General features: G+C 75.0%; 11 protein-coding genes. 2 read left to right on the top strand and 9 right to left on the bottom strand.

What is annotated here, in order from left to right; all coding sequences use genetic code 11:
- Window positions 1-2: 2 nt before the first annotated feature.
- The 6 genes from ACIBR0_RS00055 to gltB all read right to left on the bottom strand — a co-directional run bounded on the left by ACIBR0_RS00055 (window position 3) and on the right by gltB (window position 13,957).
- Window positions 3-848 (bottom strand): hypothetical protein, encoded by an 846-nt coding sequence (locus ACIBR0_RS00055; RefSeq protein ID WP_396711683.1) that lies wholly within the window; start codon window positions 846-848, stop codon window positions 3-5.
- 3 nt (window positions 849-851) lie between these two features.
- The gene (locus ACIBR0_RS00050) at window positions 852-3,437 is read right to left on the bottom strand and encodes an FtsK/SpoIIIE domain-containing protein (RefSeq protein WP_396711681.1); all 2,586 of its coding nucleotides are present in this window, start codon (window positions 3,435-3,437) and stop codon (window positions 852-854) included.
- A gap of 107 nt (window positions 3,438-3,544) precedes the next feature.
- Complete coding sequence (locus ACIBR0_RS00045) at window positions 3,545-6,217, bottom strand: hypothetical protein (RefSeq protein WP_396711679.1); 2,673 nt, start codon at window positions 6,215-6,217, stop codon at window positions 3,545-3,547.
- Window positions 6,218-6,338: 121 nt separating this feature from the next.
- A complete protein-coding gene (locus ACIBR0_RS00040; protein WP_396711676.1) occupies window positions 6,339-7,136 on the bottom strand; it encodes an SGNH/GDSL hydrolase family protein in 798 nt (265 codons plus the stop codon).
- Between the two features lie 613 nt (window positions 7,137-7,749).
- On the bottom strand, window positions 7,750-9,288 hold the full coding sequence (locus ACIBR0_RS00035) for a glutamate synthase subunit beta (protein ID WP_396711674.1): 1,539 nt from the start codon (window positions 9,286-9,288) through the stop codon (window positions 7,750-7,752).
- A complete protein-coding gene (gene gltB, locus ACIBR0_RS00030; RefSeq protein ID WP_396711672.1) occupies window positions 9,281-13,957 on the bottom strand; it encodes a glutamate synthase large subunit in 4,677 nt (1,558 codons plus the stop codon). Before gltB ends, ACIBR0_RS00035 begins: the two co-directional genes overlap by 8 nt.
- A 157-nt stretch (window positions 13,958-14,114) precedes the next feature.
- Here gltB and ACIBR0_RS00025 point away from each other — a divergent pair, with 157 nt between their 5' ends.
- The gene (locus ACIBR0_RS00025) at window positions 14,115-14,954 is read left to right on the top strand and encodes a GNAT family N-acetyltransferase (RefSeq protein WP_396712428.1); all 840 of its coding nucleotides are present in this window, start codon (window positions 14,115-14,117) and stop codon (window positions 14,952-14,954) included.
- Window positions 14,955-15,009: 55 nt separating this feature from the next.
- Here the strand turns inward: ACIBR0_RS00025 and ACIBR0_RS00020 are convergent, their stop codons facing one another.
- Both ACIBR0_RS00020 and lgt read right to left on the bottom strand, forming a co-directional pair.
- Entirely contained in the window at window positions 15,010-16,197 is a 1,188-nt protein-coding gene (locus ACIBR0_RS00020) for an FAD-dependent oxidoreductase (RefSeq protein ID WP_396711671.1), read from the bottom strand.
- Between the two features lie 13 nt (window positions 16,198-16,210).
- Window positions 16,211-17,398: a prolipoprotein diacylglyceryl transferase gene (gene lgt, locus ACIBR0_RS00015; protein WP_396711669.1), complete on the bottom strand. Its 1,188-nt coding sequence runs from the start codon at window positions 17,396-17,398 to the stop codon at window positions 16,211-16,213.
- Between the two features lie 102 nt (window positions 17,399-17,500).
- Here lgt and ACIBR0_RS00010 point away from each other — a divergent pair, with 102 nt between their 5' ends.
- Window positions 17,501-18,001 (top strand): NUDIX hydrolase, encoded by a 501-nt coding sequence (locus tag ACIBR0_RS00010; protein WP_396711667.1) that lies wholly within the window; start codon window positions 17,501-17,503, stop codon window positions 17,999-18,001.
- 45 nt (window positions 18,002-18,046) lie between these two features.
- On the opposite strand, the gene ACIBR0_RS00005 is transcribed toward ACIBR0_RS00010, so the two are convergent.
- Window positions 18,047-18,278, bottom strand: a 232-nt coding sequence (locus ACIBR0_RS00005; RefSeq protein WP_396711665.1) for a transposase, incomplete at its 5' end; no start/stop codon positions are given.

The raw sequence follows: 18,278 nt of genomic DNA, 5'->3' as shown, positions 1-18,278 counted from the left end.
CGTCAGCGCAGGGAGCGGAACATCACCAGGTGCCCGCAGTACGCCAGCGGCACCAGCGCGAAGCAGATCAGGATCCCCAGCGGGACGTAGCGCGGCGGCGTGCCGGCGACGACAGCCGGCCGTCCCCAGCGCCCGAGGATCAGCCAGCCGGCGATCAGCGACACGGCGGGCAGCCCGGCGCACATCCACGCGTACAGCGTCCCGAGGTCGACCACCCCCACCCCGGACGCCACGACGAGGACCAGCATGAGCACGACGCCGACCGCCGCGCATCCGGCGTACACGGCGACCGCCCGGGCCATCGGTGACCACGCCGGCAGCAGGGCCGGCCGCTGGGCCAGCGCGTCGGCCTGCTGTCCGTGCCGGTCGGCCTCGTCGGCGTAGCGCCGCGCCAGCTCCAGCTCCGCGGCCGGGTCGGCCTCCGCCGGGCGCGGGCCCGGCACCCCGGCCGCCGTCGGCACCGCCAGCCCCGACCCCACCTGAGGGGAGTACGCCCCGACCCCCGGCCGCCCCGGCGCGGCGGCTGCGCCGCCGGTGACGCCCTCCCAGGATCCGGGCCCGCTTGCCGGGGCGACCGACCCGGGAGGCGACCAACCCGGGGCACCGGAGACGGGAGCGGCGGGCGGGGGCGGTGCCGCGCCGTCGGGCACAGTGGACGGTGGCAGGCCGACGGCGCGGCCGAGCTGGTCGAGGCGGTGCCCCTGGGCGGCGAGCCGGTGCTGGAGGGCGTCGGCGACGGCGTGCACGTCGCGGCGTCGCCCGGCCTCGGCGGCGGCGTCCCGCTCGCCGGCCCGGCGCTGCTCGGCGAGGTGCCGGGCCAGCGCCGCGTACTCGGAGAACGTGGACACCGCTCAGCCCTCCCCGTCGTCGTCGTGCCCGTCACGGGCGAACGGCACGATCAGCCGGGTGCGGTGATCGTGCCGGTCGACCAGCAGCGCCCGGTCCGGCCGGGGCGTGTACGCGAGGTCGTGCACGCCGAGGTGCAGCCCGAGGTCGGCGGCGGGCACGTTCAGCGCCACGAGGCAGGCGACGTCGTCGCGGTTCTGCGTGCCGCCGAGGTCGTCACCGAGCCGGCGCAGGCCGCGCCACCACCCGAGCAGGTGCACGCCGTGCGCGGGACCGGCCCGGAGCAGGGCGCGCAGGTCGTCGTGTCCGGTGTGGAAGGTCTGCGGATCCGCCGCGCCGAGCACCGCGGACGCGGCGTCCACGCCGAACACGACGAGGTACGTCCGGTCGGCGAGCCCTCCGGCGGTGGCGGGCGACGACGGCGCGACGGACTCGGCCGGCGAGGCGGTGTGCGCGGTGAGGCCGGCGAGCCGCGAGCGCAGGCCGGCCGCGTCCAGTCGTTCGACGGGGTGCCCGGCGGCGGTCAGCGCGGCGGCGGTGTCGTCGGCGGCCGGGTCACCGGCGGCGACCAGCGGGGCGAGCAGGAACCGGGCGTCGCCGGGCGCGTGCTGGCGGGCGAGGCTGAGGGTGGCCGCCCGGAGCACCTCCGCGCCGGTGACCGAGGTGCCGACCACGGCGAGGTGCCGGCCGGGGCTGCTGTCCATGAGGAACAGCGCCGAGGTGCCGTCCACGTCGACGGTGCGCCCGACCAGGGCCAGGGGGCGCCGGCCACCGGGGCGCAGGCCGGCGTACGTGGCGTCGTCCTCGACGCGCGCCGTCTCGTACCCCCGGAAGACCGACGGTGGCCGCGCGCCCGACGGCCGGGCCTGCCACAGCTCGTGGCGCAGCGCCGCCAGCTCGTCGGCGGCGGCGTGCGCGTCGGGAAAACGCACGACCGTGTCGGCGCCGGCCGCGCCGGCCGCGGTGTTGAGCACGGCGGAGCCGACGGGCAGGGTGCCGGCGGTGGCGTTCAGCGGGTCGAGCACACCACCCCCGCCGGGCAGCGCGACCCGGAGCGCGAACTGCCCGAAGATGGCCTCCGCCCGGCCGTAGAGGGCCTCGATGCCGGTCATGCTCTGGCTGGCCAGGACCAGGTGCACGCCGTACGAGCGACCCTTGCGGGCCAGGTCCTCCAGCAGGTCGACCGACTGCCGGGCCAGCGCGTCGTTGCCGGCCAGCAGCACGTGGAACTCGTCGATCACCGCGACGATGCGGGGCAGCGGGGTGCCGCGGGGCAGGTCGGCGAGTTTGGTGACGCCGTGCCGCTTGAGGGCGGTGGCCCGCCGTTGCAGCTCGCGGCGCAGGTCGCGGAGCACCGCGACGCCGTACTCCCGGTCGGACTCGATGCCGACGGCCCGCGCGTGCGGCAGCCAGGACGGGTCCCGGCCGGTCGGTACGAACTCGGTGAAGCTGACGCCCTCCTTGAAGTCGAGGAGGTAGAGCTGCAGCTCGGCCGGGGAGTAGCGGGCGGCCAGCCCGTAGAGGACGTCGAGCAGGAAGACGGTCTTGCCGGCGCCGGTGCGCCCACCGACCAGCCAGTGCGGGGTGGCGTCGTCGAAGGCGACGGTGACCGGGTCCCGGCCGGCCCGGCCGACCACCGTGCGCAGGCCGGCGACGGAGGACTCGGCCCACCGCCGCTCGGGCAGCAGGTCGGCGAAGCCGACCACGTCACCCTGGCGGACGGCCGCGCCGAGGTGCGCGGCGAGGGCGGCCACGGAGGAGGCCGGCGGATCCCCGTCGAGGAGCACCTCGGCGGCCAGACCGGTGCCGTCGGGGCTGAACGGGACGCCAGGTGGGTCGCCGACGTGCGCGTACCGCTCCGAGAGCCGGACCTGCGTCGCGGCGCCGAACTGCGGGGGCGGGTCGGCCGACGCGGCCGGCGGGTGCCCGGCGGCCAGGACGCAGACGGCGGCGTCCGGCCCGGCGTGGGTGAGCGCGGCGAGCCGGGCCGCCGCGCGCGGCGACGGGGTGGAGGCCGCGACGACCAGCAGCAGCTCCTGGTCGGCCCGGCCGGCGTGCCGGGCGGTGCGCGCGTGCGTCTCGGCGGCGTCGAGCAGCGTGGCGACCTCGTCGTCGGTGGACGCGGGTGGGTCCAGCACGCCGGCGTCGACAAGCGGCCGCAGCGGCCCGAAGGTGGCGCCGAGCGCGGCGGTGTCGATGCCGGCGACCCGCACGCCACCGGGCGGGGCGGTGGCCAGCAGCCGCAGGACGACCGCGCGGAGCAGCCCGGCCACCCGGGGGTCGCGGGCGTCGCCGTCGACGGCGAGGTGGGCGCCACCGCCGAGCGGGACGAGCACGGGGAAGCCACCGTCGGGTGTGGACGCCTCGCCGAGCCGGACCGGCACCGGCGTGACGGCGACGGGGGTGGCGCCGGGTGTCGGCGCGGCGAGCGCGGCGCCGAGGTGGGCCAGCCGGGCCACCACGTCGGCGGTCCCGGCGGGGCCGGCCGGCGCCGGGGCGGCGTCCAGGGCCCGGCGGGCGGTGTCGAGGTGGGACCGGGCCGCCCGGTGGGCCGCCACCGCCTGCCCGTACGCCGACGCGAGCCTGCCCACTTCCCGTGCTCCCGTCGCCTCGCCCCGCCTGGTCCCGGGAAACCCTAGCCGACCCCACCGACGCCGGGACAGTCCGAAGCGGACGCGTCGCCGAAGGACACGCCGTGTCAGCGGCCGGGCGCCGGGACGACGGCGCAGGAGGCCGGTTGGGGCCGGTCGGCGGTACCGCAGTGGTACACCTCGACGGCTTCCGTCGCCACGTCGGGCACCCGCTCGACCCGCAGGAGAGCGAGTCGCTTGTCCACCGGCTCGCCGGAGTCCGGCGGGTACCGGATCAGTCCGGCCACCCCCGGGTAGCCCGGGCCGGCGTTCTGCCGCAGCACCTCGGCGTGCACGGCGACCGGGTTGACCGAGGTCGGCTCCCAGCGTTGGCGCGGGCCGGCGTGGTGCAGCCGGGCGGCCAGGCTCTCCAGGGCGCGCACCATCATCATCGACGCGTCGTAGGCCAGGCTGACCCGCTCGCCGACGGGATGCGGGCGGTCCGGTCGGCAGCGCGGCGGGTCGAGCAGGTCACCGGCCTGGATCCAGGTGAGGAAGCTCGACCGGGCCTCGTCCCGCCGGTCCTGGGCGGCCCGCAGCGCGGCGCAGGTGCCGAGCGCGGCCTTGGACACGTACGTGACCGGCACGTTGCCCGGCGCGGCGGCCCGCAGGCCCGGGTTGGCCATGTAGCGGTTGACCGAGTCGTCGCCGACCAGGTGTTTCGGCGGGTCGTCGCCGCACTCGCGCAGCGCGCGGAGGAACCCGTCGAACTCCGACCACCGGCCGGCGTAGAAGAGCAGGCCGTCGAAGCCGCACTCGACGGTCAGCCGTCGGCCGGTCCGCCACTCCTCCAGCCGGGTGAGCCGGGGCCCGAACCGCTGCTTCAGCCCGTCCAGGAGGGTGCCGACGTAGAGGTCCTCGGCCAGTGAGCTGTTCTCCCCGGTGGTCCAGTAGACGTGCGTCTCGTCCACCTTCAGCACCTGGCGGGCGTACTCGTCGACCATCTCGACCTGGTCGGCGTTCGGCGCGGAGACCTGGAGGTAGAGCCTCGAGTTGGCGTCGATGCGGTCGGCCGACAGGGTCGGTGCGAGCACGGGCAGCCCGATCCGGTTGAGTTCCCGCAGCGCCCGGGCGGTGCTGGCGCGGCTCTCCACCAGACCGACGACGCCGAGGACCGTCGGGTCGTCGCGGGCCAGCTCGGCGAGCATCGCCACGGCACGGTCCGCGTGGCGCATCTGCCGGCCGCCGTTGGCGACCACGATCCGCAGCAGCGCCGCGCCGTCGGCGCCCGCGGACTCCTTCAGCAGCGCGTACTGCGCCGTCGCCATCCCCTCCAGTTCCTCCCGCTCGGACACGTAGGACTCCTCGTCCGCGCGGGTCCGGTTGCCGGTGAGCGTGCCCAGGTAGACCAGGGTCAGGTAGGGCCGGCGGTGGTGGCTGCGTTCCCAGACCTCCTCGGCGGCGCGGTTCTGCGCGAAGATCCGCTCCTGGACGGTCCGCAGCGCGTCCTGTCCCGGGTCGTCGTTGAAGACCTGGGCCGCGCTGTCGCTGTAGCCGACGCACTCCCCCTCGGCCAGTTCCACCGCGATCCGGCCACCGGTCGGCGAGGGGTGGCAGCCCGGTCCCCAGCGGGTGCCGGCCCACGCGCCACCGGCGGCCAGCAGCGTCAGGGCCACCGCCGCCGGCAGGAACCGCCGCGACCACCACGGCGGTTCGGGCGCGCTGAAGGGGCGCAGGCCGCCGCGCGGGGGCGGGCCGGCCTCCGCGGCGTCGGGCCGCAGCACGACCAGCCAGGCCGCCGCGCGCCGCAGCCGGCGCACCTCGGGCAGGGCCTCCGACCATTCCTGGTACGCCTCGTCGGCGTCGGCGAGCGGGTGCGGCCCGGGCAGCTCGGGCGGGGGAACGTCCCCGGCGGCGACGACGAGCAGCGGGTCGTTGCGGCCGGTCTCGGTGCGGACGTCGCCGAGCAGTCGGACCAGCACGTGCCCGAGGTTGCCGGGGCTCACGTGGTCCAGCAGCAGCACCGGGTAGGCGGTACGCCGCCAGTCCGACGGCCGCCACGGCCGACGCCGGTACGCCTGCCGCAGGTCCTCCAGGAACGCGTGCAGCAGCAGCTTGTTGACCTGGTCGGGCTGCTCGCCGTCGCGCCAGCCGGCGGTGAGGCGCTCGGCGAAGCCGAGGAACGTCACCGACTGCCGGGGCGCGAGGTACTGCTGGCGCATGAACCACCGGTAGTGCCGCCCCACCACCGGCACCCGCCCGGAGACGGCCAGCCGGAACACCACCCCGGGCACCGCGTGTCGGACCAGCCACAGCACGAGCTGCGACACGATCGACACCGCGTCCCCACCGGTCGGGACGGCGTCGGCCGCCCCGCGCGGCCCGCGCCGGTCGCGCAGCCGGCGGACCAGCGCGGCCCGGCCGTCGTCGGCGTCGACGGCCGGGCTGAGGCTCTGGTGCATCAGCCAGTCGGCGAGCGGATAGTGCCGGAACCGCAGCCGCGCCACCCCGAACGCCTCCAGCGACAGCTGCCGGTACAGGTCCCGCAGCAGGGTGGGCACGTCGGTGCCGGCGGGCTGCGCGGCGATGTCCAGCACGGCGTGCGGGACGCGCCGGCGTTGTCCCTGCCCGAGGAAGCGACGCAGCAGCGCCATCAGGTCGGGGTGGACCAGCCAGAGCAGCGGTAGTCGTCGGTCCCCGCGGCGGGGCCGCCGGAGCAGCCGGGCCAGCAGTGCGAGGAACTCCGTCGCCCCGGCCGGGAGCCGGTCCCGGCCCGTGGGCAGCTGTCTGGGTGTGGTCACGTCCCGCATGGACACCCCCGCCCGGTGGCACGCCGTGGTCGCGCGATCCACCCAGTGTGCCGGTCGCCGGCAAGCGGCGGCCGACGGTCCCCTTCGGACCGTCGACCGCCGTGGGGCAGGATCAGCCGGTGACCGCGTTCAGCGCGGGCAGGTAGCCGTAGCGGTAGCCGTCGGAGTCCGGGTGGTACGCCTCGATGACACCGGTGACGTCGCGGATCCACGGGTCGCTGGCGCAGACGCCGTGGCCGGCGAAGTAGGGGCGGGTGTCGGCGAAGGTGGCGCCGGCGGCGGCCGCCCGCCCGGAGATGACCGTGGCGAGCACGTCGGCGGCCTCGTTGAGGATCGTGCGCTTGTACGTGCTCATCGCGAACAGCCCGCAGTAGGTGGTCTCGAACAGGCGCGGGTATCCGAGCACGATCAGCCGGGCGTTGGGCGCGCGGTTGCGGATCGCGGCGTACGTGGCGTCGAGCCGCCCGGGCAGCGTGCCGGTGGCGAACGCCTTCGCCTCGTTGACCGCGCTGGTGCAGCTCGAGGTGCTGCCGAACCGGCAACTGGTGATCACGTCGGCGAAGCCGGCGTCGTTGCCGCCGATCGTGACGGTCACCAGGGTGGTGCTCGTGCTCAGGGCGCTGACCTGGTTGTTGATGACGTCGGCGGTCACGGCGCCGCCGCAGGCGGGGAACTTGAAGCTGGTGACCGCGTTGGCCGACGCCCAGATCGGCGCGTACGACTTCTGGCTGCGGAGGCAGCCGGAGAGGTCGTACGGACCGGCGCCGACGCCGGAGGAGTAGGAGTCGCCGAGGGCGACGTAGTTGATGGTGGCGGCCTGCGCGGTGCCGGGGACGAGCACGGCGCCCAGGGTTGCGGTGAGGACGGCGACCAGCGCGGCGAGGGCACGGGCCAGCGGGCGGTGTGGCATGAGGGACCTCCACAGGACAGGGGTGGTGGGGCCCTGTGACCGCGCGCGTGGCCAGGGGTGCAACGGTTGTTACTAGTCGGTAATGCTATCGAAACATGTAGATGGATGGAATAGGCGGAACTCTCAGACTTCCATCAGTGTCGATTTAGTGGGCCGCACGCGTTGCCGGGGAGGGGGGACAAGCCGCTCCTGCGCGAGAGCTGCCACGCGGACGCTGTCGAGCTGATGTCGTGAATGAATCACTCGCCCGCCGGCCCGACCTCGCCCGCCGACCCGACCTCGCCCGCCGACCCGACCTCGACCGCCGACCCGACCTCGACCGCCGGCCCGACCTCGACCGCAGCCTGAGTCGTCTACGACATCAGCTCGACAGGACCCACACCGGTGTTCTCCGACCCGCCGGTGACGCGGTCGCCGGCTCGACGCCCCTAAGGGGAGGTTCATCGCCGGGAAGCCACGGAAGCCGCCGCCCCACCGAGTAGCGGGCCCGTGTGCCGAGGGGCGGCGCCGGACACGGCAGACACCCGGCCCGGCCCGGCCCGCCCACGCGTGCGAGGACACGCGGGCGAGCCGGGCCGGTGCGGCCGGCCGGGTGCGGCCGGGCCGGTGCGGGTCAGCGGGCGGCGAGCGGCTGCGTGGCCGGGCCCACCGGGGCCGGGAGTTGTCCCACCCCGTCGAGATGGGCGTGAATGGCGGCGGCCGCCGCCCGCCCCTCGGCGATGGCCCAGACGATCAGGGACGCCCCACGGTGCATGTCGCCGGCGACGAAGACCCCGTCGGCGTCGGTCTGCCAGTCCGATCGGGCGTCCACCGCGCCGCGCGGGTTGCGCGTCACGCCGAACTGGTCGAGCAACGGCTGCTCCTCGGTGCCCTCGAAGCCGATCGCCAGGAGCACCAGGTCGGCCGGGAGCTCACGCTCCGAACCGGGCAGCGCGGTGACGATCCGCCGGCCGTCCCTCTTCTCCACGGTCACCTCGGCGATCCGTACCGCCCGGACCTGACCGGTGCCGTCGTCCACGAACTCCTGCACGGCGACGGCGAACACCCGCTCGCCGCCCTCCTCGTGCGCGGGGTAGCTGCGCAGGACCCACGGCCACGTCGGCCACGGGTCCCGGGCCTCGTCGCGGGCGTGCGGCGGCTCCGGGTAGAGGTCCAACTGGTGTACGCCGGCAGTGCCCTGCCGGTGGGCCACGCCGAGGCAGTCCGCAGCCGTGTCGCCACCGCCGATGATCACGATGTGCTTACCGGCGGCGTCGATCGGAGTCCCGTCGGGCAGCACGGCGAGCGCCGGCCGGCCCGCACCCGCGGCGGCGACACCCTGCTGGCCGGCGGCCGCGTCCGCGACCGCCCTGTTCGCGGCGACCAGGTGGTCCATCGCCTGGTGCACGCCGCGCAGGTGCCGTCCCGGGGTCTGCGGGGTGTCCCGGCCCTGCAACGCCCCGCAGGCGAGCAGCACCGCGTCGTGCTCCGCGCGCAGCTGCTCGGCGGTGACGTCGACGCCGACGTTCACGCCGGTGCGGAAGCGCACCCCCTCGGCGGACAGCTGGGCCAGCCGCCGGTCGATGTGCCGCTTCTCCAGCTTGAAGTCGGGGATGCCGTACCGGAGCAGGCCACCGATCGCGTCGTCCCGCTCGTACACCGTCACGGCGTGACCGGCGCGCGCGAGCTGTTGCGCGGCGGCGAGCCCGGCGGGCCCGGATCCGACCACGGCCACCGACCGACCGGACGGCGCCGGCACCGGCCGGGGTCGCAGCGCTCCGCGCGCCGCGGCCGCGTCGGCGATCTCGACCTCGACCTGCTTGATGGTGACCGGCTCGCCGCCGGCGATGCCCAGGACGCACGCCGCCTCGCAAGGCGCCGGGCAGAGCCGGCCGGTGAACTCCGGGAAGTTGTTAGTGGCGTGCAGCGACTCCACCGCGGCGTCCCAGTTACCGGTGCGGACCAGGTCGTTCCAGTCCGGGATGCGGTTGCCCAGCGGGCAGCCGTCGTGGCAGAACGGGATGCCGCAGTCCATGCAGCGGGTGGCCTGCTCGCGGACCAGCTCCTCACCGGCCGGCGGGTAGACCTCCCGCCAGTCGCTGATCCGCACCGGCACCGGGCGGCGGGCGGGGAGCCGCCGGTTGTAGCGCAGGAAACCGTTCGGGTCAGGCACGAGCCACCTCCTGGGCGACCGCCCGCGGGGCGGGCGGCAGCGGCGCGGTCGGCGCCGCGAGTGCGCTCATGACCGCGTCGTCGACGTCACGGCCGGCGGCTTCGGCGGCCCGCATGATCTCCAGCACCCGGCGGTAGTCCCGGGGTACCACCGCGGTGAACTCCTCCACCGCCTCCGGCCAGCGCTTGAGCAGCGACTCGGCGACCGCCGAGTCGGTCTCGGCGAAGTGTCGCTGCACCAGCTCGTGCAGCACCGACCGTTCCTCCTCGCGCAGCGGCGCCAGTTCGACCAGCTCGGCGTTGACCCGGCGCCGGTCCAGGTTCCACACGAACGCGGTGCCGCCGGACATGCCGGCCGCGAAGTTGCGCCCGGTCTGCCCGAGCACCACCACCGTGCCGCCGGTCATGTACTCGCAGCCGTGGTCGCCGACGCCCTCGACGACCGCCGACGCACCGGAGTTGCGGACCGCGAACCGCTCCCCCACCCGGCCCCGCAGGAACACCTCGCCCGCGGTGGCGCCGTACAGGATGGTGTTGCCCGCGATGATCTGGTCCTCGGCGCGCTCACCGGGCTCCGCGTCGCCGTCGACGAAGGGCGCGGCGTCGTCCGGGCGGACCACGAGCCGGCCGCCGGAGAGGCCCTTGCCGACGTAGTCGTTGGCGTCACCGTGCAGCCGCAGGGTGACCCCGCGCGGCAGGAACGCGCCGAACGACTGGCCGGCGGTGCCGCGCAGGTCGAACTCGATGGTGTCGGTAGGCAGGCCGGTGCCGCCGAAGCGTCGGGTGACCTCACCCCCGAGCATCGCGCCGACACTGCGGTGCTCGTTGCGCACCGCGACCTCGACCCGGACCGGGGTGCCGTCGGTCAACGCCGGCGCGGCGAGCGCGATCAGCTCGTTGTCCAGGGCCAGCTCCAGGCCGTGGTCCTGCGCGCGTACGCCACGCCGGACGGCGTCGGCCGGCAGCTGCGGCAGGTGCAGGACCGGACCGAGGTCCAGCCCGCCGGCCTTCCAGTGGTCGATGGCCGGGGTGAGGTCGAGCAGCTCGGTCTGCCCGATCGCCTCCTCGATCGAGCGCAGGCCCAGCTCGGCCAGGTAACCGCGGACCTCCTCGGCGAGGAAGAGGAAGAAGTTCTCCACGAACTCCGGCCTGCCGGTGAAGCGCTCGCGCAGGACCGGGTTCTGCGTGGCGATGCCGACCGGACAGGTGTCCAGGTGGCAGACCCGCATCATCACGCAGCCCTCGACGATCAGCGGCGCGGTGGCGAAGCCGAACTCCTCGGCCCCGAGCAGCGCCGCGACCAGGACGTCCCGGCCGGTCTTGAGCTGGCCGTCGACCTGCACGGTGACCCGGTCCCGCAGCTTGTTCAGCAGAAGCGTCTGCTGCGCCTCGGCCAGGCCCAGCTCCCACGGGGTGCCGGCGTGCTTGAGCGAGTTCAGCGGGGACGCGCCGGTGCCGCCGTCGTGGCCGGAGATGAGGATGACGTCGGCCTTGAGCTTCGCCACGCCGGCCGCCACGGTGCCGACGCCGACCTCGCTGACCAGCTTGACGTGCACCCGCGCGGCCGGGTTGACGCACTTCAGGTCGTGTACCAGCTGGGCGAGGTCCTCGATGGAGTAGATGTCGTGGTGCGGCGGCGGGGAGATCAGGCCGACGCCCGGCGTGGCGTGGCGGGTCCGGGCGATCCACGGCCAGACCTTGTTGCCGGGCAGCTGGCCACCCTCGCCGGGCTTGGCGCCCTGGGCCATCTTGATCTGGATGTCGTCGGCGTTGACCAGGTACTCACTCGTCACGCCGAACCGGCCGCTGGCGATCTGCTTCACCGCGGAGCGGCGGGCCGGGTCGTGCAACCGCTCGACGTCCTCGCCGCCCTCGCCGGTGTTGGACTTGCCGCCGAGGCGGTTCATCGCGATCGCCAGGGTCTCGTGCGCCTCGGCCGAGATCGACCCGTACGACATCGCGCCGGTGGCGAACCGCTTGACGATCTCGCTGGCCGGCTCGACCTCCTCGATCGGCACCGGGGGCCGTACGCCGGTGCGCAGGGTGAACAGGCCGCGCAGTGAGCCGGCGCGGGCGGCCAGCTCGTCGACCTTGGCGGTGTACCGGCGGAAGACGTCGTACTGGCGGCTGCGGGTGGCGTGCTGGAGCAGGAAGACCGTCTCCGGGTTGAACAGGTGCAGTTCGCCCTCGCGACGCCACTGGTACTCGCCGCCGACCTCCAGCCGGTCGGATGTCTCCGCACCGGGAGCGGGCCAGGCCCGTCCGTGCCGGGCGGCGACCTCGGCGTGGATCTCGTTCAGCCCGATGCCACTGATCTTGCTCGGGGTGCCCCGGAAGTAGCGCTCGACCAGCCGGGTGTCCAGGCCGACCGCCTCGAAGACCTGCGCGCCGCAGTACGACGACACGGTCGAGATGCCCATCTTGGACATGATCTTCAGGACGCCCTTGCCGAGGCCCTTGACGTAGTTGCGGACCGCCTTCGCCGCGTCGACACCGACCAGCGCGCCGGTGGCGATCATGTCCTCGACCGACTCGAAGGCCAGGTACGGGTTGACCGCCGCGGCGCCGTACCCGATGAGCACGGCGGCGTGGTGCACCTCCCGGCAGTCGCCGGACTCCACGATCAGCGCCACCTGCGTACGCGTCTGCTCGCGCACCAGGTGCTGGTGCACCGCGGCGGTGAGCAGCAGCGACGGGATCGGGGCGAGGTCGGCGTTGGAGTCCCGGTCGGAGAGCACCAGGATGCGGACGCCGTCCTCGATCGCCTCGGAGACGTGCCGGCAGATCTCGGTCAGCCGGGCCTTGATCCCGGCCCCGCCCTCACGGATCCGGTAGAGCCCGGAGACCCGGACCGCCTTGAAGCCGGGCAGGTCGCCGTCCTCGTCGATCGAGAGGATCTTGGCCAGCTCGTCGTTGTCGATCACCGGGTACGGCAGGACGATCTGCCGGCAGCTCGCCGCCCCCGGATCGAGCAGGTTGCCCTCCGGTCCGATGGTCGACGCCAGGCTGGTCACCAGCTCCTCCCGGATGGCGTCCAGGGGCGGGTTGGTGACCTGGGCGAAGAGCTGGTGGAAGTAGTCGTACAGCAGTCGCGGCCGGGTCGACAGCGGCGAGATCGGGGTGTCGGTGCCCATCGAGCCGATCGGCTCGGCGCCGACCCGCGCCATCGGCGCGAGGAGGATCTTCAGCTCCTCCTCGGTGTAGCCGAAGGTCTGCTGCCGGCGGCGCACCGAGTCGTGGGTGTAGACGATGTGCTCGCGGGCCGGCAGGTCGTCCAGCTCGATCAGGCCGGCGTGCAGCCACTCGTCGTACGGCTGCGCGGCGGCCAGTTCGGTCTTGATCTCCTCGTCGTGCACGATCCGGCCGGCCACGGTGTCGACCAGGAACATCTTCCCCGGCTGCAGACGGCCCTTGGCCACCACCCGCGCCGGGTCCAGGTCGAGCACGCCCGCCTCGCTGCCGAGCACCACGAGCCCGTCGTCCGTGCGCCACCAGCGGCCCGGGCGCAGGCCGTTGCGGTCCAGCACCGCGCCGACGATCTCGCCGTCGGTGAAGGCGACCGAGGCCGGCCCGTCCCACGGCTCCATCAGGCTCGCGTGGAAGCGGTAGAACGCCCGCTTGTCGCCGCGCATGTCCGGGTCGTTCTCCCAGGCCTCCGGGATCATCATGAGCACCGCGTGCGGCAGGCTCCGCCCGGACAGGTGCAGCAGCTCCAGGACCTCGTCGAAGTTCGCCGAGTCGGACGCCGCCGGGGTGCACACCGGGAAGATCCGGCGGATGTTGCCGGGCAGGTTCGGGGTCCGCAGCAGCGCCTCCCGGGCCTGCATCCAGTTGCGGTTGCCGCGGATCGTGTTGATCTCACCGTTGTGGGCGATGAAGCGGTACGGGTGCGCCAGCGGCCACGACGGGAACGTGTTGGTGGAGAACCGGGAGTGCACCAGCGCGATCGTGCTGTCCACCCGCTCGTCGGTCAGCTCCGGGTAGAACGCGGGCAGCTGGTCGGGGGTCAACATGCCCTTCCACACCATGGTCCGCCCGGACAGCGACGGGAAGTACGCGGGCACGCCCCGCTCGGCGGACTCCCGCTCGGCCTGCTTGCGGACGCAGAACGCCACCCGCTCCAGATCGAGGCCGCCCAGCGGCGAGCCGGCCGGACCGGCGGGCGAGTCGGTGAGCCGGTGCGCGGCGAGGAACAGCTGCCGGACCCGGGGCATCGCCGCGAGGGCGGTCTCGCCGAGGCCGCTCGCGTCGACCGGGACGTTCCGCCAGCCGAGCACGTCCGCGCCCTCGACCAGCGCGTACTTCTCCACCACCCGGCGGGCGCGCGCCTCGTCGGCGTCGTCGTCGGGAAGGAAGACCAGGCCGGTGGCGTACTGGCCGACCGGGGGCAGGGGAAAGTCGACGACCGCGCGCAGGAACGCGTCGGGGACCTGGATCATGATGCCCGCGCCGTCGCCGGTGTTGTGCTCCGCTCCCCGGGCACCCCGGTGGTCCAGTCGGCAGAGCGCACCGAGACCGCTGGCCACGACCGCGTGCGAGCGCCGGCCGTGCAGGTCCGCCACGAAGGCCACGCCGCAGGCGTCGTGCTCGAACGCGGGGTCGTAGAGCCCGGCCGCGGGGGCGGCATCGTGCGGGGCCGGCTGCGGGGTGTGCGGGTACGGAAAGGCCACCGGGCCTCCTGTCGTCACTCAGGATGGATCTCTGGGTGGGGACGACGTCGGCCCTCAGGGGTCTATTGAGTCTACGTTAGGGGGGTCGGCGCAAGGCCAGTGCAGATTGATCACACCTTCCAGAGTCTGGGACGTGTAGTCTCGCGCGGTGGATCCGCTGCACAAGCACCTGTTCGACCGGTTGGAACGTTTCTACGACGGCGTGCCCCGGGACGTGGCGCGGGCGGAGGAACACGGCTCGCTGGTGCTCTTCGTCCGCGAGGGGGCCGGTTGGCCGTTCTACGCGCGGCCCCGGCTCGACGCCGCCGGCGTACCCTCGCTGGCCGACGTGTCGTCGGTCCGGGAACGGCAGCGGGAACTGGGCGTGCCCGAGGCGTTCGAGTGGGTGCACGAGACCAGCCCGGACCTGCTCCCGGTGGTCCGCTCGGCCGGCCTGTCCGTGCTGGAGGCGCCCCTGATGGTGCTCGACCCGGCCGCGTGGGCGGACCCGGCGACGTTCACCGACGTACCGCTGCGGGCGCTGGACCCCGACGCGCCCGGCTTCGCCGCCGACGTGGCGGCGCACCGCGCGGTGGCCGCGGTTGGCTTCTCCACACCCGGCACCGGGCGCGGTGACGCCGGGCCCGCGCAGCGGGACGCCGCGGTCACCGAGCTGGACGCGGCGGTGGTGGACGAGGAACGGACGCGGATCGCCGACGGACGTCGGCTGTCGGTGCTGGCCGGGACCCCCGCCGAGGGCCCGCTGGCCAGCGGGATGGCGATGCGGGTCGGCGACGTGGCCGAGATCGCCGGGGTGGCCACCCTGCCGGTGGCCCGCCGGCGCGGCCTCGGCGCGGCCGTTACCGCGCTGCTGGCCCGCGAACTGCTCGCCGCCGGCACCGACCTCGTCTTCCTCTCCGCCGGCAGCGAGGAGATCGCCCGGGTCTACCTGCGGGTCGGCTTCCGTCGCGTCGGCACCGCCTGCGTCGCCGAACCCGCCGCCGCCCTCGTCGGCTGACCCCCACCGCACCACCACCGCCCGTCGCCGCGCCGACGACGGGTCCGCCGCGCCGTCAGGCCGGCGGGCGCCACTGGGCGGCGGACGCGGCGGCGCTGCTGAGCAGGCGCGGGTTGATCGTGCCCAGGGCCGCGTCGCGGGCGCGCAGCGCCAGCCGGCCGCGCGCCTGGAGGACCGCCGACATGCGGCGGGTCTGCCGGACCACCGACGCCGCGCGGGGCCGGCGCACCCGGTCGTACGCGGACACGGCGTCGGGCAGCCGCGACTCCCGCAGCAGCGCGGCGAGGGTGGCGGCGTCCTCGAAGGCGAGGCAGGAGCCCTGCCCCAGGTGCGGCGGCATGGCGTGCGCGGCGTCGCCGAGCAGCACCACGCCACCCGGGCCGGCCGGGAAGCCGTACGACCGGGGCAGCGGCCGCAGCTCGCGGATCTCCTGCTGGACGATGTCGGCGGGGTCGGTCGCGTCGAGCAGGTCCGCGATCGGGGCGGGCCAGCCGGCGTACCAGCGCTTGAGCAGGGCGAGCTGCGTCTCCGGGGACTCCGGACGGGGTGCCCCCGCCGCGGTGGCCACCCAGTAGATGCCGCCCCGGCTGGACGCACCGGACGAGCCGCGCTCGCCCAGCGACGCCGCCACGAAGCGGTAGCCGGCGCCGAGGACCTCGCCGGCCGGTGGCGCACCGGCCGGTAGCCGGGGTGCCCGGTACCAGGGGATCACCGCCCGCCAGGCGGCGGAACCGGAGCTGACCACGGTCGCCTCCGGCGCGAGCTGCCGCCGGACCGCACTGTCGATGCCGTCCGCGCCGACGACCAGGTCGGCTTCCAGGACGTGGCGTCCGTCGCTGACCGACGGGCGCTGCCCGGGTTCGGCGCATACCGTCCGCACCGTCACCCCGGTCCGCAGCTCGACCCCGTCGCCGAGGCCCGCGATCAGCGCGTCGTGCAGGTCCTCCCGGTGCACGACGACCGGCATCCGGTCGGCGGGGGTGGGTCGGGGCTGCACGAGCCGGTGGCCGTCCGGCCGGCGGACCCCGCCGTCGGGCAGCGGGGTGGCGATCGCCTCCAGGCCGGCGCCCAGGCCGAGAGCGCGCAGTGCGCGTACCCCGTTGGGCCAGAGCACCACGGCCGTCGGCTCCGGGCGGACCCGGTCGGCGCGTTCCAGGAGGGTGACCCGCCAGCCGGACCGGGCCAGCGCGCCGGCGATCGCCAGGCCACCGATTCCCGCGCCCACCACCACCGCGCTCCGCATGTGGGCCCCTCGCTCAGCTGTCGCGGTCGGCGGGCCGGGACCCGCCGGCGTCCGCCGCCGCGGTGCCGGTCCGGCCGTCGTCGGCCGCCGTGGTGTCGGCCGTGTCGTCGTCCGCCGTCGCCGTGTCGGCCGGCCTCTCGTCGGCCGTCGCGGCGTCGCGCTCGGCGGGCGCGTCGGGGTCCGGCACCTCGCCGGTCTCCCGCCACCGCCGGAACTGCTCCTCGCTGACCACCCGGTAGCCCTCCGGCGCCTCCGGCCGGGAGCCGGCCTCCCGCGCGGACAGGTCGACCTGGGAGACGTCGGAGTCGGTGGCCGCCGGCACCGGGGTGGCCGCCGGACCGACGGGCACCAGGTACTCCCGGGGGCCGCGGACCCGGACGAAGTAGACCAGGGCGCCGAGGAACACCAGCGCGGCCGTCCAGACGTTCAGGCGTACGCCGAGGATGGTGTTCGCCTCGTCGGTGCGCATCAGCTCGATCCAGAAACGGCCGGCGGTGTAGCCCATCACGTACAGCGCGAACGCCCGGCCCCGGCCGAGCCGCAGCCGCCGGTCGAGCACGAGGACGAGGACGGCCACGCCGACGTTCCACAGCGCCTCGTAGGCGAAGGTGGGGTGGTACAGGCCCGGTTCGAGGATCGGCTGGCCGGCGTCGTCGCGCAACGCCTGCCCGGGGTTGTCCGGGTCCATCCGGTGGATCTCCAGGCCCCACGGCAGGGTGGTCCGGCCGCCATACAGCTCGTTGTTGAACCAGTTGCCGAGCCGCCCGATCGCCTGGGCCAGCGCCAGGCCCGGCGCGACCGCGTCGGCCACCACCGCGAAGGGGATGCCGAGCTGCCGGGCGGCGATCCACGCGCCGACCGCACCACCGGCGACGGCACCCCAGATGCCGAGACCGCCCTCCCAGACGTAGAGCGCCTTGAGCGGCTCACCACCGGTGCCGAAGTACTTCTCCGGGGAGGTGATCACGTGGTAGATCCGCGCTCCGATGATGCCGGCCGGCACCGCCCAGACCGCGATGTCGAGCACCGCCCCGGGGGCGACGCCGCGCTGCCGCAGCCGTCGCTCGGTGACCCAGCAGGCCACGACGATGCCGACGATGATGCACAGCGCGTACGCCCGGAGCGGGAAGGGTCCGAGCTGCCACACGGCGGTGCTGGGGCTGGGCAGGGCCGCCTGGGGGGTGAGCGAGGCGAGAGTCACGGGTGCACACGCTACCGCCGAGGGGCCCGTGTGCGGCACCCCGGTCCGACAGTTCAGCGACTCCCATGACTTCCGGTGGCCACCGCCGTAGGCTCCGAAGCCATGAGCACGCTCACCTGGGCGGTCGCCGCGGTGGTCACGGACGAGGCCGGGCGGGTGCTGCTCTGCCGGCAGGGCCCCGGTCCGCGCCGGTACGCGCTGCCCGGCGGCCGGCTACGCCGGGACGAGAGCCCGGTGCACGCCGCGGCCCGCGACATCCGGGCCGAGACCGGCTGGGAGGTCGAACTGGTGGACCTGGTCGGGCTCTACCACCTCGCCGCGGAGGCCACCGGCCGCACCGACTGCGGTCCACCACCGGACGTCCTCGTGCACGTCTTCCGGGCCCGGACGCGAGGCACGGCACCGACCGGCGACCCCGTCGGGGGCTGCCACCTCTCCTGGCACGACCCGACGGCGCTGCCCGAGGTGTTGACCCCGACGACCCGGGCCGCCCTCACCGACGCCCTGGCCGGCCGCTCCGGCGTCCTCCGCCCGGCAGCCCGACCCACCCGTCCCCCGGGCCAACGCCCCGGAACCCCGACAGACAAACCAGTCCACCCCTGAACCCACCCCACCCCCACCCCCACCGCGATCTGTGAGTGGGGGTTGTCAAGGGGTTCGGTGGTGGGTGGTGATGGTGCGGTAGAGCTGTCGGGCGATGTAGCGCTTGAGGCAGCGGGTGATTTCTCTGGTGGTGCGGCCTTCAGCGCGGCGTCGGGTGATGTAGTCGCGGGTTTCGGGGTGGATGCGGCGGCGGGTCAGGGCGATGGTGTGTAGGGCGCTGTTGAGGGTTCTGTCGCCGCCGCGGTTGAGGCGGTGTCGGTCGGTGCGGCCGCTGGCC

The sequence above is a fragment of the Micromonospora sp. NPDC049497 genome (genome assembly GCF_044465805.1).
GTDB lineage: Bacteria > Actinomycetota > Actinomycetes > Mycobacteriales > Micromonosporaceae > Micromonospora.
The sequence above is the reverse complement of the archived record's forward strand: the minus strand, read 5'-3'. Positions and strand labels throughout refer to the sequence as shown.